Source organism: Luteimonas sp. RC10 (assembly GCF_014192745.1).
Lineage (GTDB): Bacteria > Pseudomonadota > Gammaproteobacteria > Xanthomonadales > Xanthomonadaceae > Luteimonas.
Map to the genome: position 1 here is coordinate 671,675 of NZ_JACHYJ010000001.1, position 23,997 is coordinate 695,671.

Genomic DNA, 23,997 nt, shown 5'->3' on the forward strand with positions numbered 1-23,997 from the left:
TCGGCGGCCCGACGTTACCAGCCCCGGTGCGAACGGGTCGCGGACTGCGATGGGGTCGACAGTGCGCCGGGCGATGCGCGGATGCCGCGACCGAGCAGGAGGCGCGCGGTCGCGCTTGACCTTCCCACGGTGGCAAGCCGCACACTGCCGGCAACGTATTCCAGGGAGTCCGCCATGCAGTTCCATCTCGATGACATGACCTGCGGCGGTTGCGCCCGGTCGGTGACCAAGGCGATCCAGTCGGTCGATGCGCAGGCGAGCGTGGAGGCCGATCCGCCGAACCGCACGGTGGAGGTCCGGACCTCGGCCTCACGCGAAGCGGTCGTTGCGGCGCTGCGCGAGGCCGGTTTCCCACCACGCGAAGGCTGAAGCGCCTCGCGCACTGCGCCCCGCCTCGACAGGTTGCGGCGTTCTGTCTTGCAGCGCAGGTAGACGATCGCGCGATGCGCAACGTCTGCGTTAGCGCGTCCGCGTCCGCTTCGTTGCCGATCGCGTCGTCGCGGATGCGCTCGGGCGCCGCAAGACGGCACCCGTCCGCGGGCGGTCGTCCGCCGGGCCGGGAACGGGCTGCTGCAGTTGCTCGAGGATCGGGCAGTCGGGCCGGTCGTCGCCGGCACAGCAGTCGACCAGCGTGCGGAGCGTGTCGGTCATCTGCCGCAGGTCGCGCATGCGCCGTTCGAGTTCGGCGATGCGGTCCTGCGCCAGGCGTTTGACGTCGGCGCTGTGGCGCGCGGTGTCGTGCCACAGGCCCAGCAGGTCGGCGATCTCGGCGACCGAGAACCCGAGGTCGCGGGCACGGCGGATGAACTGCAGCCGGTGGACATCGTCCTGGCCGTAGGCGCGATAACCGGCGGCGGTGCGGGTGGGCGCCGGGATCAGGCCGGTTTGCTCGTAGTAGCGGATCATCTTGGCCGAGACCCCGGATGCGCGAGCGGCCTCGCCGATGTTCATGGCGCCGCGCCTGCGGATGCGGCCCCGGTGGCCGTGGCCTGCGGTGCTTGGAAGCGGCGCAGCCGCAGCGCATTGCCAAGCACGAACACGCTCGACAGCGCCATCGCGCCGGCGGCGAAGATCGGCGACAGCAACACGCCGTAGGCCGGATAGAGCACGCCGGCAGCGACGGGGATCAGCGCGGTGTTGTAGCCGAAGGCCCAGAACAGGTTCTGGCGGATGTTGCCGAGCGTCGCCCGTGACAGTGCGATCGCGTTGGGCACGCCCTGCAGGTTGCCCGACATCAGCACCACGTCGGCCGATTCCATCGCAACATCGGTGCCGGTACCGATCGCCAGGCCCACGTCGGCCTCGGCCAGTGCAGGGGCGTCGTTGATGCCGTCGCCGACGAAGGCGATGCGGCCGTGCTGCGCCCGCAACCGGCGCACGGCCTCGACCTTGCCCGCGGGCAGCACTTCGGCCACGACCTCGTCGATGCCCAACTGCCGCGCGATGGCCTGCGCGGTGCGCGCGTTGTCGCCGGTGATCATGGCCACCTGCAGGCCGAGCGCGTGCAGCGCAGCGATGGCCGCGGGCGTGCTCGGCTTGATCGGATCGCCGACCGTGACGATGGCGGCCAAGTGGCCGTCGACCGCGGCATACAACGGCGACTTGCCTTCATCGCCCAGGCGCTGCGCGGTGTCGGCGAAGACGGCGACGTCCAGGCCGAGCGTGCGCATGAAGCGGTCGGCGCCGACCTCGACGCGTGCGCCGCCCACCTGCGCACGCACGCCCATGCCGGTGATCGACTCGAATCGGTCGGCGGTGGCCATCGCGAGGTCGCGCCCGATCGCCGCATCGACGATGGCGCGCGCGATCGGATGCTCGGAGCGCGCTTCGACCGCCGCGACCTGCGCGAGCACACGGTCGCGTTCGAAGCCGTCGGCGACGACGAGATCGGTCAGGACCGGCCGGCCCTCGGTCAGCGTGCCGGTCTTGTCCACCGCGACCACGCGGGCGTCCTTGAGCAGTTGCAGCGCTTCGCCCTTGCGGAACAGCACACCGAGTTCGGCGCCGCGGCCGGTGCCGACCATGATCGAGGTCGGCGTCGCCAGGCCCATCGCGCAGGGGCAGGCGATGATCAGCACGGCCACCGCGTTGACCAGCGCGAAGCCCAGCGCCGGTGTCGGACCCAGCCACAGCCAGACCAGAAAGGTCAGCAGTGCGGCGAGCATCACCGCCGGTACGAACCACAGCGTCACCCGGTCCACGACCGCCTGGATCGGCAGCTTGGCGCCTTGCGCCTGTTCGACCAGGCGGATGATCTGCGCGAGCGTCGTGTCCGCACCGACGGCGGTCGCGCGCAGCGTCAACGCACCCTGCTGATTGACGGTGCCGCCGACCACCGCGCTGCCGACGGTCTTTTCGACCGGCACCGGCTCGCCGGTGATCATCGATTCGTCGACATAGCTGCGGCCTTCGACGATCTCGCCGTCGACCGGGATCCGCTCGCCGGGCCGTACCTCGAGCACATCGCCGAGCATCACGTCCTCGACCGCGATGTCGCGCACCGCGCCTGCGCGCTGGACGTGCGCGACGCGCGCCTGCAGGCCGACCAGACGTTGGATCGCCTCGGACGTGCGGCCCTTGGCCCGCGCCTCCAGGAAGCGCCCGAGCAGGATCAGCGCGACGATCACCGCCGCGGCCTCGTAGTAGACGTTGACCGTGCCGGCCGGCAGCAGGGCGGGGGCGAACGTGGCGACCACCGAGTAGCCGAACGCGGCCGCCGTGCCGACCGCGACCAGCGAGTTCATGTCCGGCGCCAGCCGCAGCAGGGCCGGGATGCCGTGGCGATAGAAGCGCCGGCCCGGTACCGCCAGCACCAGCAGCGTCAGTGCAAACTGCAGATACCAGCTCGTCCGCATGCCGATGTGGGTCATGACCCAGTCGTGCATGCCAGGAATCACGTGCGCGCCCATCTCCAGCACGAACACCGGCAACGCGAGTGCGGCGGCGAGGATCAGGTCCCGACGCAGGCCGGCGTGCTCCTCGTCCTTGCGCGCCGCGTCGGCGTCGTTGTGCGCCTGCCCGACCGGCCGGGCCGTGTAGCCGACCCGGTCGATCGCCGCGAGCAATGCATCCAGGTCCGCTGTTCCGCGCACGGTGGCGCGCTCGGTCGCCAGGTTCACCGCTGCGGTCTCGACGCCCGGCACCACTGCCAGTGCCTTCTCGACGCGACCCACGCAGGAGGCGCAGGTCATGCCCTCGATCGCGAGCGTCAGCGTGGCGGCCGGCACCGCATAGCCGACTCCCTCGACCGCCTGCACCAGCGCCGCACGGTCGACCGGGCCGGCCGGCACGACCTGCGCGCGCTCGGTCGCCAGGTTGACCGACACACGTGCAACGCCGGGCACCTTGGCCAAGGCTTTTTCCACCCGACCGACACAGCTCGCACAGGTCATGCCGGCGATCGGCAGATCGATCGTCGCGTCCGGGGATGTCCGGGAACCGGGAGAGGCCATGGGAACTTCCGCAAAGGCTGACAGGTGCGGTCAGCCTAAGCCTTCCCATCGTGGGAAGGTCAAGCCGGGCGTCGGACGGCGTGGGCGTCTGCTCCGAGGCCTCCAGCGTGGACGCCGGGCTGCGGACCTCAGGCCGCAGCGGCCGCCCCGCGGAACTCGTCGTAGGCCGCCTGCGCGTTGGCGGCGTACATCAGCGACGGCCCGCCGCCCATGTAGACGGCCACACCCAGCATCTCCCGGAACTCCTGTGGCGTCGCGCCCAGCCGCACCAGCGCCTTGGCGTGGAAGCCGAGGCAGCCGTCGCAGCGATTGGCCACGCCGATGGCCATCGCGATCAGCTCCTTGGTCTTCTCGTCGAGGGCGCCGGGGGTCATTGCCGCCTTGCTCAGTGCGTTGAAGCCGCGCATCACGTCGGGGTGGTGGCTGCGCAGATCGGTGAGATTGCGCGAGATGTCGCGGGTCAGTTCGGCATAGGTCGAGGCGTGCATGGTCGATTCCAGAGAGGGCCGGCACGACGCCGGCCGCTTCATCATATTAGAAGTTGCTAATTTAGTAAAACCTAATATGATGGCCGCATGCCAACAGACGACTCCCAGGATTTCATGCGCCAAGGCGCCGAACAGGCCGCCTCGATGCTGCGCATTCTCGGCCACCCGCAGCGGCTGCTGTTGCTGTGCCTGTTGATCGAGCACGGCGAGGCCAGCGTGGGCGCGCTGCAGGCCCAGGTGCAGTTGAGCCAGTCGGCACTGTCCCAGCACCTGGCGCGGATGCGCGAGGACGGGCTGGTGTGCTTTCGCCGAGAGGCGCAGACGCTGCATTACCGCATCGCCGATCCCCGTGTAGAGCGGTTGATCGCCACGCTCAAGGATCTTTTCTGCCCATGAGGACCGCTCCAATGGACATGCTCGATGCCCGCGCCACCCTTGCGCTCGTGCAGGCCGGCGCCTGCCTGATCGACATCCGCGATCATGACGAACATCGACGCGAACGGATTCCCGGTGCGGTGTCCCACCCGCTGGCGCGTCTGGGCACCACGCCACTGCCGCGGGGCGAGGCCACAGTGGTGGTGTTTCATTGCCGCTCGGGGATGCGGACCGGCGCGCATGCGGCGCGACTCGTTGCCGCTGCGGGTGCGCATGTCCGGGTGTGCACGCTCGAAGGTGGCCTGGATGCCTGGAAACAGGCCGGCCTGCCGGTACTGAGGGACCGAACGCAGCCGTTGGAATTGAACCGCCAGGTCCAGATTGCGGCCGGCAGCCTCGTCCTGCTGGCGACCGCCTTGGGCTTCGGTGTTTCGCCCTGGTTCCATCTGCTGGCGGGCGGCATCGGCGCCGGCCTGACGTTCGCCGGTATCAGCGGATTGTGTGGGCTCGCCCGGCTGTTGGCGCGCATGCCGTGGAACCGCCGATCGGGCCTGCCTGTATCGAATTGAGGCCGCGTCTATGCAGGTCTTTGTGCGTCGGTAACTCTGCGGCACCTCAACGTGCGAAAGCGATTCGGTCGAGCGTATGGTCGGCCGCGTTGATCCAGATATTGAGCTCGCGGCCGTGTACGGTGCGCCCGCCCAGCATGGGCGCGCCCTCGCCGGCCTGCTGCGGTTCGAACACGACCTGGAACGTGCCCTGGTCGGCCGGATGGACGTGAACCCGGAACTTGGTCAGATCGGCCTCCGGTTGCTTGTCCCGGAACACCGGGATGGCCGCGGCCAGCGCGGCGGCGCGGGCGCCGTCCAGAACGACCTCGGCAGGGCCGCCGCCGGTGGCGCCGGCGTGGGCGAGAGAAGCGAACGCGAGCGTGCTCATGAGCAGGATCCTGTTGAAGACCATGGGACGACCTCCGGCAGTCGGGTGGCGGCGCCCGAGGGCCGCGTCGCGCCGTCAGTTGATGACCGTGTCCTGGCGCGTGGCCGCATCATACTTGCGGAAATCACCGCTCGGCGTCGATACGTAGATCACCGACCCCCAGACGCCGCGGTCGGCTAGGCTCTTGTCCTGGGCCGAAAAGTGGTCGCTGTTGAACTCGTCGCCCGCCTTGTCGGTCCGCGAGCCGTCCGCCTTCGAATAGTCGGCGTGGCCGTGATAGCAGGCCACCAGCGTCAGGTCGTCGGGCTGCGGCACCTGGCCGGGATTGAACCCGTCGAGCGTGCCGCCCATCGGCGTGGTCACAAAGAACTGGTCGCTGTCGGGATCTCGGAAGATCAGCCCGCCGTTCTCCAGGTTGGCCTTGATCGACAGCGGATTGGAGTACGTCATCATCTCGAGGGCGCCCGCATCGCTCGAGGGAAACGGGCCGAGCGCGGTGCCGGGCGGTACCAGCGGCGCAACCGCGGAGACGGCGACCGGGATGGTGCGGTCGTCGGCGATCGCCTGCGCGGCGCGCTCGGTCAGCACCGCGTCGGTCAACGGCGTGTCGTCTGCGCTTTCGAGGCCGGCGACGAGATCGTAGGCGTGCTCGCGCTGCGTCGGTGTGGCGTCGGGTGACACCAGCGTGTCGACGACCTGCAGGTAGCGCGGGTCGTCGCGTGTCTGGGGTGGAGCAACCGCGCTGAGGGCGGCGGCGCCGCCGGCGATGGAGTTGACGCTCATCGTGCGCACCTGTGTCTGGACACGTGCAGGTTCACGGACGTCGCAGACACCGACAAGCTGGGGCAGACCCTTGGGCATCGCACTGGGTGAATGCAAGCGCAAGCGCGCTTGCGCGCTAGAACAGCGTGCCCTGGGACGGCGGGGCATCGGCGTCTGAGTCATGGCCGGCCCCGTGCACCAGCTGCGGGCTCGGTGGGGTGCTCGCCGCCCCCAGCCGCCATGCCAGCCCCGACATCCGCACCGCGTGCCGCGCGAGCGCGTCGCGCAGCACCTGCGCGCTGCCGGCGATGTGCAGGCGGCTGCGTGCGCGGGTGATCGCGGTATAGATCAGTTCGCGCGAGAGTACGCGGCTGTCGTGGCGCGGCAACTGCAGCCAGACCTCATCGAACTCGCTGCCCTGGGCCTTGTGCACGGTCATCGCGAACGCACTCTCGTGGGCGGGCAACGCGGCAGGATGAAACGCGCGGACCTCGCCGGGCACGTCGCTGGCGAACCAGGCCATCGGCGTGTCGGCGCCATCGCGCCAGCAGATCCCGATGTCGCCATTGAACAGGCGATGGCGATAGCTGTTTTCGGTGATCAGCAGCAGGCGGCCATGGAACCAGGCCGGCGCTGGCCCGATGCGGCGGCCCGACAGCAGCGCTTCGATGCGGGCGTTGAGGCCGCGTGCGCCCTGCGGACCTTCGCGCACCGCGGTCAACAGGCGCAATCGCTGCGACTGCGCGAGCGCGGTCGCGGGATCGGGGGCCTCGGCGAGACTGCGCCAGTGCGCGAGCAGCGTGTCCTGCTGTGCGTCCAGCGCATCGGTCAGGTCTTCGTGGAAGTGCACGCCGCGCAACCGGCCGCCGCGCAACAGCGACAGCACGGATTCGGCATCGCCTTCGCGCGCGGCGTCGGCCAGTGGCGCCAGGTCGAAATCGGCGTCCTGGCGGTAGCCGCGCTGCAACTGCACGCGATGGCCGTGCAGGCCGCCGGTCACGCGGTCGACGGGCGTGGCGGCACCGAGCAGCGGTTGCAGCGCGCGCGCGTCGTCGGCCTGCAACGCGTGACCGGGGCCGGCAGCGGCGAGAATCGCCGCCAGCACATCGCCGGCTTCCACCGACGGCAACTGGTCGGCATCGCCGAGCAGGATCAGCTGGGTGCCGTCGGCGACGGCATCGACCAGCTTGGCCATCAGCGGCAGGTCGACCATCGAGGCCTCGTCGACCACCAGCACGTCCAGCGGCAGCGGATGGCCAGCGTGGTGGCGGAACGTGGGGCTGTCGGGCACCGTGCCGAGCAGGCGGTGAAGCGTGCTGGCGGTGTCGGGCAAGGCGCCGGGCAGTGCGGCGCGCAGGTCCGGATCGAGGTCGCCGACGAATCCTTGCACCGCGCGGCGCAGGCTCTCGGCCATGCGCTCGGCGGCGCGGCCGGTGGGCGCCGCCAGCGCGATGCGCGGCAGTGACCGTCCGCTGCGCAAGGCCTGGGCGATGCGCAGCACCAGCAGGCGGGCGATGGTGGTGGTCTTGCCGGTGCCGGGCCCGCCGGTGACCAGCAGCAGGGCACGGCGCAGCGCCAGCGCGGCGGCACGCGCCTGACGGTCCTCGCCGGCCTGCGCGTCGGGAAACAGCACCGCGAACGTGTCGACGATGGCGTTGGCGCTGGCTGCATCCAGCCGGTGCGCCGCGATGCGCCGCAGGCCGGCCGCCAGGCTGGCCTCGTACTCACGATAGCGGCGCAGGTACAGCAGGCCGCCTGCCGCCTCGGCCGGCTCGAGCACCAGCGGTGCATCGGTCGCCGAGGGGGCGAGCGGGTCCGTCGGTCGGCTGACCCAGCGCGCGTCGCGCAGCAGCGCGTGCCAGGCGTCCGGCGCGGGCCAGTCCAACTCGGCGTCGAGCAGCCCCTGCGGGCGCGCGGGATCGAAGCCGGCATGGCCGTGGGCGACTGCCCGCGAGGCCAGTGCCGCCGCGGCGAGCACTGCGGCCGGTGTCTCAGGCGCGAGCCGCTGCAGGCGCTGCGCCAGCTCGAGGTCGAGCGTGCGTAACGCGCCGCTGCGCTGCAACGCGGTGAGCAGATCGGGCGTGCGCGATTTGGTCGGCGCGGATGCGGTGGCGTCGCGCATGGCATCGGTCCTGGCGGTCATGCGTGCGCACCTCGGGATCCGGTCCGGTGCCCGCCAGCGAACAGTGCATCGAGCGCATCCACCAGCGCCGGGGAAAAGCGCTGTGCGTGCACGCCAGCCGACGCATCACGCTCGGGGTCCAGACCCCGGCAGAACAGGTAGCGCACGCCGCCGAAGTCGCGGGCGTAGTCATAGCCAGCGCCCAGGCGGAAGCGCAGCCAGCGATGCAGGGCGAGCGTGTAGATCAGCGCCTGCAGGTCGTACTCGCTGTGCACCATCGCGCGTTGCAGCGAGGACGCGTCGTAGCCGGGCAGGCGATTGGACTTGTAGTCGAGCACGTACCAGCGGCCATCCACGGTGTAGGTCAGGTCGATCAGGCCGGTCATCAGGCCTTCGAGCGTGCGGCGCAGGCCGAAGCCGCTGCGGCCGGTCGAAACCCCGTGGGCATGCAGCAACGCGAGCATCGCCTCGACCGCGGTGGGCTGCAGCGCGAACTGGAACTCGATCTCGGCCCGGCGCGCATCGGCGGGCACATCGCACAGCCGCACGCCCTCGGGCAACACGACGGTGAGCGTGGGGCCGATCAGCGTCGTCAGTACCGCGACGCCGTCGTCGACGTCCTCGGCCGCATAGCCACCGCCGCGCAATGCCGCCTCGATGATCGCGCGCTGTCCGGGCGGCGCCGGGTCGTCCGGACGCCAGTCGCGCCAGGCGGCGAAGTCGCCGAGTTCCAGTGCTTCGTGCAGCACCACGCCGAAGCGATTGCCGGCAAAGCGTGGATCGTGATCGTCCGCGCGTGGCGCCTCGGGTGCGGGCTCGCCCTCGGGCTCGTCCTGGCCGCCGGCGGCAGCGACGGTTGCGCGCGTGGAGGCATCCTGCGCGCCGCTGTCGGCATTGGCGAGCTGGGTGAAGCTGTAGACCCACCAGTCCGGTGCGATCGCGCGCGCGGCCGACCGCGCGGCGGGGCGGTCGCCGGCCTCGACTGGCGGCAACCACGGCAGCGTGGATGGCACGGTCGCGTCGCGCACGATGCCGGGCGTGTCGGGCAGGCCCTCAAGCATCGGTGCCAGTGCGGTCTGGCGCGCGTTGTAGAAATCGCCGGTCGCGATCCACAGTGCGTGCTCGGCGCGGGTCAAGCCGACGTAGAGCAGACGCGCGTCCTCGGCGCGCTGCGCTTCGATCCATGCGTTGCGTGCGGAGTCCCAGCCGGACGTGTCGGCCTGCAGCTTCCAGTGCAGCGCACGGCCCCCCGTGGCATCGGCGACCACGCAGGCGCGGCCGGGATCGGGCGCGCGGCTGCCGATGCCGACGAATGGCAGGAACACCAGCGGGTACTCCAGGCCCTTGCTCTTGTGCAGCGTGACGATCTGTACCCGGCGTGCGTCCGATTCCAGGCGCAGCAATTGGGTCTCGTCATCGGCGTCGGCGCGAGCGATCTGCTGACCCAGCCAGTCGACCAGGCCTTGCAGCCCCAACGCACGCGCGTCGGCCTGCTGCAGCAGTTCGCCCAGTTGCAGGTAATTGGTCAGACGGCGCTCACCGTCGAGCAGGCCGAGCAGGCGCGGTCCATTGTCGGCGCACAGGTCGGCGACCAGCGCCAGCGGACCACCGCGCTGCCAGCGCTCTCGCCAGGCCAGCGCATGCAGCTGCCAGCCGCGATGCGCGTCCGCATCGTCGTCGAGCGCGGCGATGCCGGCCGCGTCCATGCCCAGCAGCACCGTCGCCAACGCCGCGCGCAGGCGACTGTCGTCTGCGGTGTGCAGCAGCGCGAGCAACAGCGTGAGCAGCTCGTGCGCCTCGGGCGTGGCGAACAGACTCTGCTTGCCGGCGGCGACTGCGGGAATACCGACCGCGGCCAGTGCCTGCTGGATCCGCGTGGCCTCGCTGTGCTTGCGCACGAGCACCGCGATGTCGCCCGGCTGCACCGGCACGCCGTCGAGCGTGGCGGTGCCGGCGCGCGCTTCGCTCAGCACGGCATGGATCGCGGCGACGCAGGCCTCGGTAGCCTGTGTGCGCGAGGCGGTGGCATCCCAGGGCTTGCGCCGGCCGGCGCGATCGGCCGGGGGCGCGGGCGCCTGCCAGAGCGTCAGCGCCGGCGCGTCGCGCCCGCCGCGCCGGTAGTCGCCATCGTGGCGCTGGGTGCCGGGGGCCACCGGGTGGAAACGGATGCGCGAGTCGCCGAACGCCTGCTCGCCGGCCTGGGTGTACAGCGCCTCGATCGCGGACAGCAGCGACGGGCGCGAACGGAAGTTGCGATCCAATGCCGGTGCGCGCGCGGCGACCTGGGCCGCGACGAGATAGGTCTGCACGTCGCCACCGCGAAATCCGTAGATCGCCTGCTTGGGATCGCCGATCAGAAACAGCGCCGGCTTGAGCCCAGCGACATGCGAGGCCTCGGTCTCGCCGAACACGGTGCGGAAGATGTGCCATTGGCGAGCGTCGGTGTCCTGGAACTCGTCGACCAGCGCGACCGCGTACTGCGCGCGCAGGCGCCGCACCAGGGCCTCGGCATAGGGGCCATCGAGCGCGTCGGCAACCCCGTCGATCAGATCGTCGTAGGTCTGCACGCGCAGTTGGCGCTTGCGCAGCCGCAAGCGCTCGCGCGCGGCCTTGCGCAACCGGTGCAGCAGGTGCAGCCGGGCCTGTTCGCGCGTGGTCTCCAGTGCGCTTACGGCATCGAGATACGGCGCGATCAGTGCGCACAGGGGCGAATCCGGTGTCCGCCCGGCATGCGCCTTGTTGGTCTTGGCCGCAAGCGTCTCGGGGTGCAGCATCGCGAGCTTGTCGTGCGCCGGTGCCGACCAGTCGCCGGCTGCGCACCACTGTGCGAGTGCGCGCCACAGGTCCTCGATCCAAGCCGCCTTGTAGCTCTGGCCGTTGAGGATCTTGCCCTCGACCGCGGCCAGCAATGCGGCGCGCAGCGTATCGCCATGCGCGGCGAATCCGTCGGCCAACGCCTGCGAGGCGCGGTGCAGTTCGGCCTCGCGCGCCGTGGTATCCGGTGCGCTCGCAGGATCGGGCGGCAGCAGCACCGGTTGCCGCACGAGCTCGCCCAGATCGCGTGCCAATGCCTCCGGCCCCGCCGGCCACAGCGCGGCAAGCAGCGGTGCGTCGGTCGCGTCGGCGGCGGCATGGCGCCACAGGTCAGCGGCCAGCTCCTCGCGCAGTGCACGGTCATTGGCCAGCAGCTCGGGTGCGGCGAGGCTCTGCCCGCTCTCGAGCGCGTGTTCGCGCAGCACACGGGCGCAGAAGCCGTGGATGGTGAAGATCGCGGCCAGATCGATCTCGTCGGCGGCCTGCTGCAAGCGGCGCCGCAGGGCGGCGGCCGACTCGTCGCCGGTCGCCAGATGCGCGGCGATCACCGCGCGGCTGAGCGCGGCGTCGGGCGCGTCGTCGTCCTCTGGCGAGCTGTCGACCAGCCGGGCGGCCAGCACCAGGCGTTCGCGGATGCGCTTGCGCAGCTCCTGCGTGGCGGCTTCGGTGAACGTCACCGCGAGGATCTGGCCGATGCGCAGGCCGCGCTCGACCACGAGCCGGGTGACCAGCGTGGCCAGGGTGAAGGTCTTGCCGGTGCCGGCGCTGGCCTCGATCAGCTGGGTGCCGGTCAGTGGCAGCGTCAGGAACGGATCGACGGGCGCGGACGTGGACGCGCTCATGCCTCCGCCTCCACGTCGGTCTCGATCTCGAAGCTGCGGCCGTCCTCGAAGCCGGCATGCACGCGGCCCTGTTCGACGGCCGAGAACACGGTGAAGGCGATCTGCGCGAACTGCCGGAACAGCGTGGCACTGGCGAAGGGGTCGCGGCCGCGCAGTGCGAGGCGGTACGCATCGCCCCTGCCCTCGCCCCATTGCCGGTCACTGCCACGCCATTTCGCGCTCGCGGCCTTCGCCGCCCTGTCGGCATCGGCGGCGCTGAAGTACTCCCAGCCGCTATAGGGGCCGAACGGCAGCGGCGCCTGCAGGCCGTCGGCCCGCAACGCGAGCAGGGCCTGCAGCGCGTCGCCCGCCGCGTCTGGCGGCAGCGTCGCGCGCACGAAGGGCCCGATGCCGAGATCCCGGGTGTCGTGGAAGCGCACCAGCGGCAGATCGAGGCCCGCGGCGCTCGCAAGCAGCCAGTCCAGGCCCTGCCGGATCGCGGCCGGTCCGTTGAGCGGGCCCAGGCGCACATGGGCGATGCCCGACGGATACACGTTGTCGAGCCGGCCCTGGAGGTGGACGCCGTCGAGCACGATGTCGATGTGCCGGGTGTCGGGTGTGGCGTTGCCGCGCCAATCGGCGAAGCCTTGCGCATAGGGCCGCAGCGACGTGACCAGCGCATCGAGCTGGCGTCGGCCCAACGGACCGGATGGCAGCAGCGCGCGGGCGCGCAGGTGCTCGAACAGCCCGGCCTCGCGGCCGGCGAGCAGGGCCTCGAACACCTGCTGGTGCAGCGCTGCACGCTCCAGGCCGCCGCCGGCGACCAGCAGCGGCTCCACGTCCTGGCCGACCTCGGCGTCATCGGCCAGGCGCAGGTCCAGGCGCTCGCGCAGGAACTGCGCAGACGGCGCGACCAGGAAGCGACGCAGTGCATCGAGCGGCAGCGCGGCGTCGGCTGACGGCAGGGCGGATGCATCGGTGCGCGGCGGCAGCGGCGCCGCGCACCACGGCGCAAGGTCCGTGCGTGCGCCGCCGATGCGCGCTGCCGCCGGCTGCCATTGCGCGCGATAGCTGAAGCGGCGCGGGTCGCCATCGGCTCCGAACGCGCTTGGCGCGAACGGCTGCAGCGCATGGCGCACCGTCAGTGCCGTGGCGGCGGCTTGCGGATCGGCATGGTAGGTCGCGGCGGTGGCGAGCAATTCGGCCACCAGCGGCGAGGGCTCGCGCACACTGCCGTCGCGCGCGTCCGCGCCCAGGTAGCTGAGGTAGAACACGTCCTGCGCCGAGGCGAACAGTTGCAGGAACAGGAAGCGGTCGTCCTCGCGCGTGGAGCGGTCACCATGCCGGCGCTGTGTCGTGCCCAGTTCCGCGGTGAGCCGGTTGAGGCCGGCGGCCGCGTCGCGGCGCGGGAAGTCGCCATCGTTCATGCCCAGCAGGCAGATCACCCGGAACGGCAGCAGGCGCATCGGCACCATGCGGCCGACGCTGATGCCGCCGGTCAGCAGCGGCGCGCGTGTGTCGGCCTCGGCCAGCAACTGCGCAAAATGCGCACGCACGACCTCGGCCGGGACCGGGGTCTCGACGCCCGCGCGCGCCGCGTCATTGGCGAAGGCGTCGATCAGCCGTCGCAGTCGTTCGAGCGCGCGCTGAGTGGCGGGGGCGGCCGGCGTGCCGGGCAGCAGCGCATCGAGCAGGCCGAGCAGGCGCTCGCGCCACGCGGCAGCGGTGAGCGCCTCGCGAAGGTCGCGCTGCGCGTCGCCGAGGACGTGCAGCAGCCGGATCAGGGTGTCGAGCGCATCGAGCGCGCTGCCTTCGAGCGCCGGCCATGGGGCGACGCCTGCGATCGTGTCGTCGCTGCCGCTGGCATGGCCCAGCAGCAGGCGATCGAGCGCGAAGGCCCAGGTATAGGCCGCGTCGTCGGGCGCACCATGCGCGGCGCGGTGCGCGCCGTCGAGCCCCCAGCGCGCGCCGGCGGCCTGCAACCAGCCATGCAGGCGCTCGAAGGCCGCCGCATCCAGCCCCGCGGCCTGTGCCAGCGGCGGGCTGGCGAGCAGGTCGAGCACCTCGTTGAGCCCGAAGCGCGACACCGGCAGGCCCAGCAGGCGCACGAACACCTCGGCCAGGGGCTCACCCGCCAGCGGGCTGGTGTCGGCGAGCGCATATGGAATCCGCATTCTTCCAACACCGGGGTCAGCGTCGGATTTCCCGTGAGAATCCGACTCTGACCCCGGTTTTGATTCGCCGAAGACGGCTTCCAGGTACGGCACGTAGGGGTCGATGTCCGGGGCGAGCACCGCGATCTCGCGCGGCTGCAGCGGCGGGTCGAAGCGCGGGTCCTCGAGCAGGCCGCGCAACTGGTCGTGCAGCACCTGCAGTTCGCGCAGGCGGGTGTGGCAGGCGTGGACCTGCAGGCTGGGGTCGCGCAGTTCGGGTGCGGCGCGGGGTGCGGGCACCGACGGCGGGGCGCGGCGGAACAGATCGCTCTGCATCCGCCGCAGCAAGGTGTCGCCCAGGCCGCCGGCGTCGAGCGGGCGTTGGCCCGATTCGAGCGGATCGGCGTAGACCTCGATCTCGGCGCGCGGGTGCACGACCTCGTAGCTGCCCAGCAGCGCCATGAAGTCCCGGCCGGCCGCGCCCCAGGCCTGCAGCAGGCGGTTGTCGTCGGCGCTGCCCGCCAGCAGCGCGGCGTCGAAGGCGTCGTCGGTACGGGCGCGCCGGCGCGGGGCCAGTGCCTGCAGATCGCCCCAGTAGCCGCGTGCGGGCGTGGGCAGGTAGAAGTGCAGCGTGCCCACACGGGCCTGGGTCGCCAGCACGCGCAGCACATCGGGCGAAACGTTCAGCGTGGCGAACGCGAACATCCGCGGCGGCAGGCCCTGCGGCAACGCGGCGTGTTCGCCCGAGAAACGATCCAGATAGGTCTGGATGCGACGCGCACGGGTGGCATGGCCGGCGGCCACGTGCCGCCACAGCGCGGCCTGCGCATCGTCGGGGTCGGCGCCGCCCTCCCAGCGCAGCAGCCAGTCGCGTCGCCAGGCCTGGTACTTCTCGAATACGCCTGCCAACTCGCCCGCCAGCGCCCACGGCCGCAACGCATCGTCGCCGGCCAGATATGTGGCCAGCGGCGCGAGCGCCGGCTGCGCCAGCACCTCGGGATCGACCAGGGCGGCGTACAGGCGCCAGCGCAGGCTGGCGGCGTCGAGCTCGTCCTGTGCCGGGCCCAGATTGGCCGTGAGCGCGCGGGCGACGAACTCGCCGGGCGTCAGGAACTCGAGGTTGGCGGCCACGCCGTGCTCGGCGGCCAAGGTGGCCTGCAGCCAGCGGCGCATGGCGACCTGCGGGATCAGCACGACCTCGGGCGTGAGAATCGACCCGCCCGCCACCGGCTGCCGCAACTCGGCGGCCAGCAGCCCGGCCAGCACCTCCAGCGCGTTGGACGGGTAGAGGCGGAAGTCGGCGGGCGCTGCGGTCATCGCGCCATCTTGCCGCAGCGGGTTCGCAGCATGCGAGACACGGCGGTCCGTCCACGGCTAACGGCGCCGTCACGGCCGCTGCCTAAGCTGTGCGGATGTCGCCGCCGCCGTCCCCGCAAGCGCTGTCCCACCGCGTGCCGACCGGCGAGCGCGCCGCGCGCCTGCGCGCCCGCTTCGATCAGGTCCGCGCCCGCACCGCCGCGCTCGCCGCGCCGATCGGGGCCGAGGATGCGATGGTCCAGAGCATGGAGGACGCCAGCCCGACCAAGTGGCACCTGGCGCATACGACCTGGTTCTTCGAGCGCTTCGTGCTCGCCGCCGACGCAGGCTATCGCGAGATCGACCCGGCGTGGGACTTTCTGTTCAACAGCTACTACCAGAGCATCGGGCCGATGCATGCGCGTCCGCACCGCGGGTTGCTGTCGCGGCCGACGCTTGCGCAGGTGCGCGATTACCGCGAGGCGGTCGACACGCGCCTGCGGGCGCGGCTGGCCTCGGGCGATCTCGACGATGCCCGGCTCGACATCATCGAACTGGGCCTGCAGCACGAGCAGCAGCACCAGGAGTTGCTGCTGACCGACATCAAGCACGCGTTCTGGTCCAACCCGATCGCACCGGCCTATCGCACCGACCTGCCTGCCGCATGCGGCACGGCGGCGCCGCTGCGCTGGATGGCGCGCGAGGAGCGCGTGGTCGAGATCGGCCATGCCGGCTGGCCGGGCACGGCGGGCTTTGCCTACGACAACGAGTCGCCGCGGCACCGTGTGCTTGTGCCGGCGCATGCGCTGGCCAGCCGGCCGGTCAGCAACGCCGAGTACCTGGCATTCGTCGAGGACGGCGGCTATCGCACCGTCGGCCTGTGGCTGAGCGCCGGCTGGGCGCGGGTGCAAGCCGAGGGCTGGCAGCGGCCGCTGTACTGGGATCAGGCGCTGGCGCGCGAGTTCACGCTCGGCGGCTGGCGCATGCTCGATCCCGGCGCGCCGGTGTGCCATCTGAGCTATTACGAAGCCGACGCGTTCGCGCGCTGGGCCGGTGCGCGCTTGCCGACCGAGTTCGAGTGGGAGCAGGCCGCCGCCGGCGTGCCGGTCGAGGGCAATTTCGTCGATGCCGGCCGTCTGCATCCCTGCGCGCCGGCGGCTTCCGACACCGGTCTGCAGCAACTGTTCGGCGATGTCTGGGAATGGACCCACAGCGCCTATACCGCCTATCCCGGCTACCGGCCGTGGCCCGGCGCGTTGGGTGAGTACAACGGCAAGTTCATGGATGCCCAGTGGGTGCTGCGCGGAGGCAGTTGCGCCACCCCGGCCGACCACGTGCGCGCGAGCTATCGCAATTTCTTCCCCTCCGATGCGCGTTGGCAGTTCGCCGGTCTGCGCCTGGCCAAGGATTCTCCATGAACGCCGCCACCGCCCGTGCCCGCGCGCAGGCCGCGCTGACCGACCTGCGTCCGCGTCCCGACGACATCACGGCCGATGCCATCGCCGGCCTGTCGCGCACGCCCAAACGGCTGCCGTCCAAGTACTTCTACGATGCCGAAGGCTCGCGTCTGTTCGAAGCGATCACCCGCCAGCCCGAGTACTACCTCACGCGCACCGAGCTGGCACTGCTCGAGGCGCGCATGGATACGATCGCCCAGGCGATCGGCGCGGGCGTGCACGTGGTCGAGTTCGGCAGCGGCAGCGGGCGCAAGACCGAACTGCTGCTCGACGGGCTCGACGATCCGGTCGCCTACACCCCGATCGAGATCTCGCGCACCGCGCTGATGGACAGCGTCACGCGGTTGTCCCAGCACCATCCCGAGGTCGAGATGCTGCCGGTATGCGCCGATTTCACCGTGCCGGTGCCGTTGCCGGCCGCCGCGCGCGGTGCGAGTCGCACGCTGGTGTTCTTCCCCGGCTCCACGCTCGGCAACTTCGGCGACGAGGAGGCCGTGCGGCTGCTGGCATCGATGCGCCGCACGATGGGCGAAGACGGCCGCGCGCTGATCGGCATCGACCTGGACAAGGACCCGGCGGTGATCGAGGCGGCTTACAACGATCGGGCGGGGGTCACCGCGGCCTTCACGCTGAATCTGCTCGCGCGGCTCAACCGCGAGATTGGCAGCGACTTCGACCTCCAGGCGTTCCGCCATCGCGCGGTCTACGTGCGCGAGCGTCTGCGCATCGAAACCGCGCTGGTCAGCGAGCGGGCGCAGACGGTGCACGTCGGTGGCCAGGCGTTTGCGTTCCAGGCCGGCGAGGCGATGGACGTCGAGGTCAGCCAGAAGTACACCGATGTCTCGTTCGCCGCGCTCGCGCGCGCGGCCGGCCTGCGCGTGACGCATGGCTGGAACGACCCCCAGGACTGGTTCGGCTTGCGGCTGCTGCAGCCGGTTTGACGCGATGCCCGACGCAGAGGCCACGATGCTGCGCGAGCGCATGCTTGCGCTGCTGAGCGGACGTGCGGCCGAGGCGTCGATCTGTCCGTCGGAAGTCGCGCGTGCATCACGGCCGGGCGGCGACTGGCGCGTGCTGATGCCGGGCATCCGCGATGTGGCCGCCGCATTGGCCCGTGACGGCGTGGTGTCGGTCACCCAGCACGGCGCGATCGTCGATGCCGACGCGCCGCCGCCAGGGCCGGTGCGTCTGCGGCGCGGGCCACGCTGGCCGGCGCCAGGCTGAGCGCCCTACGATGGAGCGCCCCGCAATGACGCCGTCCATGCCGTCGACCGACAAACCGTTCTCGCCCGCCTGCGAACGCAACCGCGATCCAATCCTCGCGGTGCTGCGCGACGCCTTCCCCAGGCATGCGCATGTGCTCGAGATCGGCAGTGGGACCGGCCAGCATGCGGTGCATATCGCCGCGGCGCTGCCGGGCCTGCGCTGGCAGTGCTCCGACCGTGTCGAGCAGTTGCCGGGCATTGCGCAATGGCTGGGCGAGGCCGGCTTGCCGAACACGCCACCGCCGGTCGCACTCGATGTGAGCACCGGGCCGTGGCCGGTGTCGGATGCGGCCGACGGCCGCTTCGATGCCGCGTTCACCGCCAACACGCTGCACATCATGGCGTGGCCGGCGGTGGAGGCCTGCTTCGCCGGGCTCGACCGGGTGCTCGCATCCAACGCGACACTGGTCGTCTACGGGCCGTTCAACATCGATGGCCGCTTCACCAGTGACAGCAACGCCGCCTTCGATGCCTGGCTCAAGGCACGCGACCCCGCGTCGGGCCTGCGCGAACTGGCGGCAGTCGATGCGCTGGCGGCCGGGATCGGCCTGCGCCGTGTCGACGACATCGCGATGCCGGCGCACAACCGCTGCGTGGTCTGGCGGCGTTAGGGCAGGTCTCTGCGGCGGCGTACGCGACGACGCGCTCGACAGTGAGCTCAGTGCTTGTCTTCGACCGGAATGCGGCGCTCGACCAACCAGGCGCGGACCTTCTCGCGGTCGCTGCGCGCCTGCGATGTCAGCACCGCGTCGCGTGCACGGAAGAACGACGGCTGGAAGGTCGCGCCGACACGGTCGCGTGCGGTCGGATCGGCACCGGCCTCGAGGAAACGGACCACCCATCCGGTCGCATTGATGCGCGCGGCCTTGTGCAGCAGTGTCGCGCCGTAGCGGTCGGCGGCGTCGACCTTGGCGCCGGCCGCGAGCAGGGTGCGGATGGCATCGTCGTTGCGCGCTTCGAGCGCGTTGAACAGCGGCGTCTCGTCGTTGCGCGCATTGGGCGTGTCGGGCGACAGCCCGCGCGCCAAGAGCGCCTTGAGAAACGTCGGATCGTCCTGCATCGCGGCGACGTGCAATGCGGTGTTGCCGTTGGCGGCTGCGGCGGCAGGGTCGGCGCCGGCCTCCAGCATGGTTTCGAACCCGCGGCGGTCGCCGCGCAGGATCGCGGCCTGCAGCAGTGGTGTGCCATCGGCATCGGTCGCGTCGGGATTGGCGCCATCTGCGATCAGCCGCTTGGCGTCGGCCAGGTCGCCGCTGTGGGCGGCGCGCGCCAGCGCAGCGGTGCCGGGATCGGGGGACGGATCGTGGGACATGTTCGGTCCTTGTCGGGCGCAGGCACTCTGGGCGGCAACGAACAGCAGCACACATACCCATGCGCGCGTGCGGGTCGCAGTCAACGGCAAGAGCGGCTCGATCATGACGGCGCCCCGTTGGCGGTACAAGCGCGCAGGCTAGCGCCTTGGCGTCGAACGGGGCGTGACAACATCATCGGCCCGCCGCCATGCGCGCAGCCCCATCAGCGGAACCAGTTGAGCGGATTGGCCTTCTCGGCCACCCAGCGGCCGCCCTCGGCGAGGCGATCGCCGGTCCAGGCCGCAGCATCGCCCACGGCGCGCGCGCCGTCGGCCAGGCGGTCGCCGGTCCACACCGCCGCATCGCGCACGGCCAGCGCCCCATCGACTGCGCGCTCGCCCAGCCAGGTCGCCCCCTCGACAGCGCGGTCGGTCGCCCACTGCGCACCGTCGCCGGCCTTGTCCAGCAGCCAGCCGGCGCCGTCACCCAGCTTGTCCAGGCCCCACTGCACGCCGCCGCCGGCCGCATCCGCGATATTGTCGACGGCCCGCCCGGTCCACTCGATGCCGCTGGCGACGGCATCGAACGGTGCGTCGAAGCCGACGCGGTCGCCGACATCGCGCAGCACACTGCCGCCGAGGTTGGCGACATTCTCGACCGCATCGCCCGCGGTATCGAGCGTGTTGGCGACCACGTCGCCGCCGAGCCCGACGACCCCGTCGACCACATCGCCGGCGATCGACAGACCGCCCGCGACATAGCGGCCTTCGCCAAAGTCGGTCCGGATCGTCTCGCCGATGCCGTCGATCGTGCCCGACACCGTCGCACTGCCATCCCGGTACAGGCCGCCGATGCCGTTGGCGAGCGAGCCCAGCTGATTGAGGTTGTGCTCGCCGATGTTCTCGACCGTGCTCAGCGCCAGGCCGAGGTTGGTGCCCGAGCGGTCCGCGGGTTCGCGCGCGGTGTTCTCGCGCAGCGACTCGACATAGGACGGATGGTCGCCGCCGCCGCCATGCAGGCCCAGCAGATCGAAACGTCCCATCCCGGCCGGCGGATCGATGCGCAGCTCATGGCCGACCGCATCGGGCGGTGAGACGCCGAGGATCCCCGGCAGGTCCTGCTGCGCGAGCGTCAACGGATCGCCGTCGACCACGTAGCGACGGATCTGGCCGCTGTCGGCCAGGTCGCTGCGCGCGCCGTTGGGGTTGAAGCCCAACGAGGCAAGGGTGTTGTTGCTCAGGCCCGACGCGTTGAACGTCACGCCCGGCGCATCGGTGGCGAGCATCGCCGCCGAGGCCAGGCCGCCGCCCAGCGAATGGCCGGTGATCGCGACGTTGCCGTCGCCGAAGGTGTCCATCGCAAGGTTCGCCAGCTCCATGGCCTGCGAGTACTGCGCCGTCTGCATGCCCAGGCCCTGGCCGCCATTGGCGCGCGAATCGCCGCCCTCGCCCAGGCCCCAGTTGTCGGTGCCGCGGTAGGCGACGACGTACTGGCCGTCGGCGTTCTGGTAGATCGCCGCGTCGAAGCCGGTCTGCGCGTCGTGCAGCTTGTCGGCGGAGATCGGAATCTGGTTGCCCTGGGCATCGACGAGATGGCTGCCGTCCTCACTGGGCACCAGGCGCTGCCAGCCCGCGGCCTGCAGTTCGGCTTCGGCAGCTGTCCCGGTGACGCCATTGGGGCCACTCAGCGTGTAGCTGTCGTTGGCCATCAGCGAGAAGTGCAGGTCGCGCTCGGGTTGCGGCGCGGTGCCCCTCACCTCGTTGGCGAAGCTGCCGTCGCCGCGCGGGAAGCCGGCGCTGGTGTCGACGTGGCTGCGCGGCGCATTGGCCGGTTGGCCGCCCTGGGCGCGCAGCGCGGGGTCGAGCGCGTGGTCGCGCCAGGTGTCGATCGGGTGGCTGTTGCCGGAAACCGGGGACAGGCTCATGACGCGCACCTCGCAGTCGGATACGCCGACCATAGGCGTGCAGCGGCGGCGCAACAGCTGGTGCGCACCCTAGGGTGGACGCGATTTCGCCTATTCAGCAGGCAGCGTGGCGGTCATCGGACAGCGCGGTTGGCTTCGCCGACCACCGTGACCGCCCGTGGTCGGTGTCGTATGCCGCCTCTGGGGCCCGCCAAAGGCCGCGCCCGAGCGATCAGAACGCGGGCAGCACCGCCTCGTGATAGCGCTGCGCAATGAACGCGCGGACCTGCTCGCCGGTCAGTGCGTCGATCAGCTTGCGCACGCGCGGATCCTCGCGCTTGTCCGGCAACCCGACCAGGAAGTTCACATACGGCGAGTCCTTGCCTTCGATCGCCAAGGCATCGCTTGCCGGGTTGAGGCCGGCATCGAGCGCGTAGTTGGTGTTGATCAACGCCAGATCCACCTGATCGAGCACGCGCGGCAGCATCGCCGCGTCGAGCTCGCGGAACTTCAGCTGCCGGGGGTTGGCGGTGATGTTGCGCAGCGTGGCGAGCGCATTGGTCGGGTCGTCGAGCGTGATCACGCCGGCGTGGTGCAGCAGGATCAGCGCGCGACTGTTGTTGCTCGGGTCGTTGGGGATCACGACCTCGGCGCCGGCGGGCACCGCGTCGAGGCTGTCGTAGCGCCGCGAGTACGCGCCGAAGGGCTCGATGTGGATGCCGGCCAGGGTCACCAGTTTGGTGCCACGGTCGCGGTTGTAGGCGTCGAGATAGGGTTCAGTCTGGAAGTAGTTGACGTCGATCTGGCCCTGCACGACCTGGTCGTTGGGCTGCACGTAGTCATTGAACACGCGCACCTGCAGGTCCACGCCCTGCTCGGCGAGCAGCGGCTTGACCACTTCGAGGATCTCGGCATGCGGCACTGCGGTGGCGGCGACGGTCAGCCGCTCGCGGCCCGCGGCGGCGCCATTGTCGGCACTGCCGCACGCGGCGAGGCCGACCAGCAGCAGGATGGCGGTGGCGAGGCGGGGCAGCAGAGCGGGCATGGACAGTCCGGCGTGACGTGGGCCGCCCAGTATCGGGCGGCGCGCGTGCGGATCGAGTCCACGCGTGGAAATCAGTGTGCGACGCGATCAGCGGCGGCTGAAGCGCGCCACCAGCCGGTCGCCGAGCATCTGCAGCAGCTGCACCATGACCAGCAGCGCGACCACGGTCACCACCGCCACATCGGTACGCGAGCGCAGGTAGCCATCGCGGTAGGCAAGATCGCCCAGGCCGCCTGAGCCGATCGCGCCGCCCATCGCGGTGAAGCCGATCAGCGCGATCGTGGTCACCGTCGCGCCGGCGATCAGGCCCGGCAGGGCTTCGGGCAGCAGCACCCGCAGCACCAGCTGCCGGGTCGTGGCGCCCATCGCCAGGCTGGCCTCGATGACCCCGCGCTCGACCTCGCGCAGCGCCGTTTCCACGAGTCGCGCGTAGAACGGCGCCGCGCCGACCACCAGTGGCAGGATCGCGCCGCGCACGCCCAGCGACGTGCCCATCGCTTTGAGCGTGATCGGGATCAGCACGATCATCAGGATGATGAAGGGCACCGAGCGCAGCAGGTTCACCACCAGCGCCAGGCCGCCGTAGAGCGCCGGGCGCGCATGCAGCTGGCGTGGGCCGGTGAGGAACAGCAACACGCCCAGCGGCAGGCCGATCAGCAGCGTCAGCGGCAGCGAGCCGGCGAGCATCAGCAAGGTGTCGATCGTCGCCTGGCCGATCTCGGCCCACTTGGCGGCATCGACGTTGGGCAGCAGCGGGGTGCTCATCGCGACAACTCCTCGACATGCACACCGGCCTGCGCGAACCGGCGCAGCGCCTCGTCGGATTGGGCGCCGGTCACCGCCAGCGTCAGCTGGCCGTAGGGCAGGCGCTTGATGCGGTCGATGCGCCCGGCCAGGATCGTGTAGTCGATGCCGGTCTCGCGCGCGACCCGGCCCAGCAGCGGCTGCCAGGTGTCCTCGCCGGTGAACGTGAGCCGCAGCAGGCGCCCCGCCACATGCGCGATGTCCTCCTGCAGCGCGCCCTCGTCGATCGCTTCGGATTCGGCGACGAACCGGCGCGTGGTTGGGTGCTGCGGGTGCAGGAACACCTCGGCCACCGGACCACTCTCGACCAGATGCCCGGCATCGAGCACCGCGACACGGTCGCAGACCCGGCGCACGACATCCATCTCATGGGTGATCAGCACGATCGTCAGGCCCAACTCGCGGTTGATGCCGTCGAGCAGTTGCAGCACCGAGGCGGTGGTCTGCGGGTCGAGCGCGCTGGTCGCCTCGTCGCACAGCAGGATCTTGGGCTCGGTCGCCAACGCGCGGGCCACGCCGACGCGCTGTTTCTGCCCGCCCGACAGCTGCGCGGGGTATTTGTCGCGGTGCGCCTCCAGGCCGACGCGCACCAGCAGATCCTGCGCTCGGGCGCGCGCCTGCGCCTTCGACACGCCGGCCAGGCGCAGCGGGAAGGCGATGTTGTCGAGCACGGTGCGGGCCGAGAGCAGGTTGAAGTGCTGGAAGATCATGCCCACGCGCCGGCGCAGACGCCGCAGGCCGTCGCCATCGAGCGTGCCCAGCGCCTGCCCGTCGACAGTCAGCGTGCCGCCGCTGGGCGTCTCCAGCCCGTTGATCAGCCGCAGCAGGGTCGACTTGCCGGCGCCCGAATGGCCGACGATGCCGAACACCTCGCCGGCCTGGATCGTGAGGTCGAGCGGATGCAACGCGACGACCTCGCGCCCATGTACCGGGTAGGACTTGTGGATGCCTTCGAAACGGATCACGTGCTGCGCTGCGCAAGAACCGGCGTGCAGGCTAGCAGGCTGGG

The 23,997-nt window shown here is 71.1% G+C and carries 20 protein-coding genes; 7 read left to right on the top strand and 13 right to left on the bottom strand.

All coding sequences use genetic code 11. The annotated features are described in order from the left end of the window. Positions 1-174 precede the first annotated feature (174 nt). Positions 175-369: a heavy-metal-associated domain-containing protein gene (locus tag FHW73_RS03010; RefSeq protein WP_183425208.1), complete on the top strand. Its 195-nt coding sequence runs from the start codon at positions 175-177 to the stop codon at positions 367-369. 90 nt (positions 370-459) lie between these two features. On the opposite strand, the gene cueR is transcribed toward FHW73_RS03010, so the two are convergent. From cueR to FHW73_RS03025, 3 genes are all read right to left on the bottom strand, one after another. Then, positions 460-951: a Cu(I)-responsive transcriptional regulator gene (gene cueR, locus FHW73_RS03015; RefSeq protein WP_183425209.1), complete on the bottom strand. Its 492-nt coding sequence runs from the start codon at positions 949-951 to the stop codon at positions 460-462. Beyond that, the gene (locus FHW73_RS03020) at positions 948-3,452 is read right to left on the bottom strand and encodes a heavy metal translocating P-type ATPase (RefSeq protein ID WP_183425210.1); all 2,505 of its coding nucleotides are present in this window, start codon (positions 3,450-3,452) and stop codon (positions 948-950) included. The genes cueR and FHW73_RS03020 overlap by 4 nt, the downstream gene beginning before the upstream one ends. A gap of 128 nt (positions 3,453-3,580) precedes the next feature. Continuing rightward, positions 3,581-3,940 (bottom strand): carboxymuconolactone decarboxylase family protein, encoded by a 360-nt coding sequence (locus FHW73_RS03025; protein ID WP_183425211.1) that lies wholly within the window; start codon positions 3,938-3,940, stop codon positions 3,581-3,583. Positions 3,941-4,027: 87 nt separating this feature from the next. Between FHW73_RS03025 and FHW73_RS03030 the strand changes: the two genes are divergently transcribed. Together FHW73_RS03030 and FHW73_RS03035 are read left to right on the top strand one after the other, a co-directional pair. Then, positions 4,028-4,336 carry a metalloregulator ArsR/SmtB family transcription factor gene (locus FHW73_RS03030; RefSeq protein WP_221187395.1) on the top strand — a complete coding sequence of 103 codons (309 nt, stop codon included), beginning with the start codon at positions 4,028-4,030 and terminating at the stop codon, positions 4,334-4,336. An 11-nt stretch (positions 4,337-4,347) separates the two neighbouring features. Further along, the gene (locus FHW73_RS03035; protein WP_183425212.1) at positions 4,348-4,884 is read left to right on the top strand and encodes a rhodanese family protein; all 537 of its coding nucleotides are present in this window, start codon (positions 4,348-4,350) and stop codon (positions 4,882-4,884) included. 46 nt (positions 4,885-4,930) lie between these two features. Here the strand turns inward: FHW73_RS03035 and FHW73_RS03040 are convergent, their stop codons facing one another. From FHW73_RS03040 to recC, 5 genes are all read right to left on the bottom strand, one after another. After that, entirely contained in the window at positions 4,931-5,278 is a 348-nt protein-coding gene (locus tag FHW73_RS03040; protein WP_183425213.1) for a hypothetical protein, read from the bottom strand. 51 nt (positions 5,279-5,329) lie between these two features. Then, positions 5,330-6,037, bottom strand: a complete 708-nt coding sequence (locus FHW73_RS03045) for a DUF4329 domain-containing protein (RefSeq protein WP_183425214.1) — start codon at positions 6,035-6,037, stop codon at positions 5,330-5,332. Between the two features lie 115 nt (positions 6,038-6,152). Continuing rightward, the gene (gene recD / locus FHW73_RS03050) at positions 6,153-8,138 is read right to left on the bottom strand and encodes an exodeoxyribonuclease V subunit alpha (protein ID WP_183425370.1); all 1,986 of its coding nucleotides are present in this window, start codon (positions 8,136-8,138) and stop codon (positions 6,153-6,155) included. Between the two features lie 17 nt (positions 8,139-8,155). Continuing rightward, on the bottom strand, positions 8,156-11,794 hold the full coding sequence (locus tag FHW73_RS03055) for an exodeoxyribonuclease V subunit beta (protein ID WP_183425215.1): 3,639 nt from the start codon (positions 11,792-11,794) through the stop codon (positions 8,156-8,158). Beyond that, the gene (recC, locus tag FHW73_RS03060) at positions 11,791-15,243 is read right to left on the bottom strand and encodes an exodeoxyribonuclease V subunit gamma (protein WP_183425216.1); all 3,453 of its coding nucleotides are present in this window, start codon (positions 15,241-15,243) and stop codon (positions 11,791-11,793) included. Before recC ends, FHW73_RS03055 begins: the two co-directional genes overlap by 4 nt. Positions 15,244-15,338: 95 nt before the next feature. Between recC and egtB the strand changes: the two genes are divergently transcribed. Genes egtB through FHW73_RS03080 form a run of 4 tightly spaced genes read left to right on the top strand, consistent with a single transcriptional unit; the run spans position 15,339 to position 18,555 of the window. Continuing rightward, complete coding sequence (gene egtB, locus FHW73_RS03065) at positions 15,339-16,640, top strand: ergothioneine biosynthesis protein EgtB (protein WP_183425217.1); 1,302 nt, start codon at positions 15,339-15,341, stop codon at positions 16,638-16,640. After that, positions 16,637-17,620, top strand: coding sequence for an L-histidine N(alpha)-methyltransferase (gene egtD, locus FHW73_RS03070; RefSeq protein WP_183425218.1), 984 nt, complete (start codon positions 16,637-16,639; stop codon positions 17,618-17,620). Before egtB ends, egtD begins: the two co-directional genes overlap by 4 nt. Positions 17,621-17,624: 4 nt before the next feature. Next, positions 17,625-17,903: a DUF3253 domain-containing protein gene (locus FHW73_RS03075; protein WP_183425219.1), complete on the top strand. Its 279-nt coding sequence runs from the start codon at positions 17,625-17,627 to the stop codon at positions 17,901-17,903. 37 nt (positions 17,904-17,940) lie between these two features. Then, complete coding sequence (locus tag FHW73_RS03080) at positions 17,941-18,555, top strand: DUF938 domain-containing protein (protein ID WP_183425371.1); 615 nt, start codon at positions 17,941-17,943, stop codon at positions 18,553-18,555. 47 nt (positions 18,556-18,602) lie between these two features. Here the strand turns inward: FHW73_RS03080 and FHW73_RS03085 are convergent, their stop codons facing one another. The 5 genes from FHW73_RS03085 to FHW73_RS03105 all read right to left on the bottom strand — a co-directional run bounded on the left by FHW73_RS03085 (position 18,603) and on the right by FHW73_RS03105 (position 23,953). After that, positions 18,603-19,256, bottom strand: a complete 654-nt coding sequence (locus FHW73_RS03085) for an ankyrin repeat domain-containing protein (protein ID WP_183425220.1) — start codon at positions 19,254-19,256, stop codon at positions 18,603-18,605. A gap of 203 nt (positions 19,257-19,459) precedes the next feature. Further along, the gene (locus FHW73_RS03090) at positions 19,460-21,160 is read right to left on the bottom strand and encodes an Mbeg1-like protein (protein WP_183425221.1); all 1,701 of its coding nucleotides are present in this window, start codon (positions 21,158-21,160) and stop codon (positions 19,460-19,462) included. A gap of 211 nt (positions 21,161-21,371) precedes the next feature. Further along, positions 21,372-22,184 (bottom strand): MetQ/NlpA family ABC transporter substrate-binding protein, encoded by an 813-nt coding sequence (locus FHW73_RS03095; RefSeq protein ID WP_183425222.1) that lies wholly within the window; start codon positions 22,182-22,184, stop codon positions 21,372-21,374. 87 nt (positions 22,185-22,271) lie between these two features. Then, positions 22,272-22,949, bottom strand: coding sequence for a methionine ABC transporter permease (locus FHW73_RS03100; protein WP_183425223.1), 678 nt, complete (start codon positions 22,947-22,949; stop codon positions 22,272-22,274). Further along, positions 22,946-23,953 carry a methionine ABC transporter ATP-binding protein gene (locus FHW73_RS03105; protein WP_183425224.1) on the bottom strand — a complete coding sequence of 336 codons (1,008 nt, stop codon included), beginning with the start codon at positions 23,951-23,953 and terminating at the stop codon, positions 22,946-22,948. The genes FHW73_RS03100 and FHW73_RS03105 overlap by 4 nt, the downstream gene beginning before the upstream one ends. Between the last annotated feature and the right edge of the window lie 44 nt (positions 23,954-23,997).